At 52.0% G+C, this 973-nt stretch carries 1 protein-coding gene and 1 pseudogene; both read right to left on the reverse strand.

What is annotated here, in order from left to right; genetic code table 11:
• Positions 1-426 (reverse strand): annotated as a pseudogene (locus ACTHUR_RS12135) (hypothetical protein); the annotation flags it as partial.
• 13 nt (positions 427-439) lie between these two features.
• Positions 440-973 (reverse strand): glycosyltransferase (locus ACTHUR_RS12140; RefSeq protein WP_440398735.1); only part of this gene is annotated, 534 nt, incomplete at its 5' end.

Consider the following 973-nt stretch of genomic DNA (forward strand, 5'->3'; position numbering starts at 1 on the left):
GAAAGACTCCGGCCATACGTCCTGCACATCGACAATCAGTTTGTAACCCAAACGAGCTTTGTGTTTGCCCAACAGCAGGTTGGTGGCAATCAGCGGATAGGCGGAAAAGACGACGTCTTGTTCGCCCGGACGGCAGTTTTCCAACCATTTTTCAAAATGTTTGACGAAGTGGTGATGGCTGGCCAAGCGTCCTAAAGACACGTTTTTGCTGTATCCGCTTTCTTCCAACAGCATGACTTTCAGACGGCCTTGTGAGGCGGCCTTGGCATCTTCGGGCCGTCTGAAAGATTTGTCGTAGTGCTTGAAGTTGCTGGTAATCAGCAACACGTCATGCGACTGCGACAACAGCTCGGCAAGATACCAGAAGCGGTTGAAATGCGGCTCGGACGGCAATGAGCAATAAGGGGCGACGATGGTAATGTTCATGTTTCAGATAGCCTTACATTTCGTACGCAGCCATGGTGGTGCGGTAGATTTCGTCGTCGGAGCATAAGGTTTCGACGTGTTTGTGCAGGGCTTTACCCATTTGACCACGCAACTCTGGATGCTTGATGAGTGTATCGACGGCTTCGATAAATGCTTCGTCGTCGCCGAAAGGAATGCAGTAGCCGGTTTGGCCGGTAATGACCATTTCCGAAATGCCCGCCATGTTGTAGGTCACGACAGGCGTGTCGTAAAGGCCGGCTTCCAAAATATTGTTGCCGACACCTGCTCCGTGGTCGCCTACGCAATGCGGCGTGTTCACCAAAATATCGACTTCTTTGAAGTAGCCGGTCAAGTCGCGGACGCCGCCGAGGAAGGTGACTTTGTCTTCAATGCCTAAACGTTTGGCTTGGGCTTTGAGGTTGTCCATTTCTTCGCCGATACCTGCAACGTTGAGGCGTACAGGCATACCGCGGTCAACCATTTTCTTCAAAATATCCAACATCAGATGCACGGCGCGGACGGTGTCCAAACGGGAAAGCGTGCCCAG

This window comes from Neisseria sp. P0021.S007, from assembly GCF_051956855.1.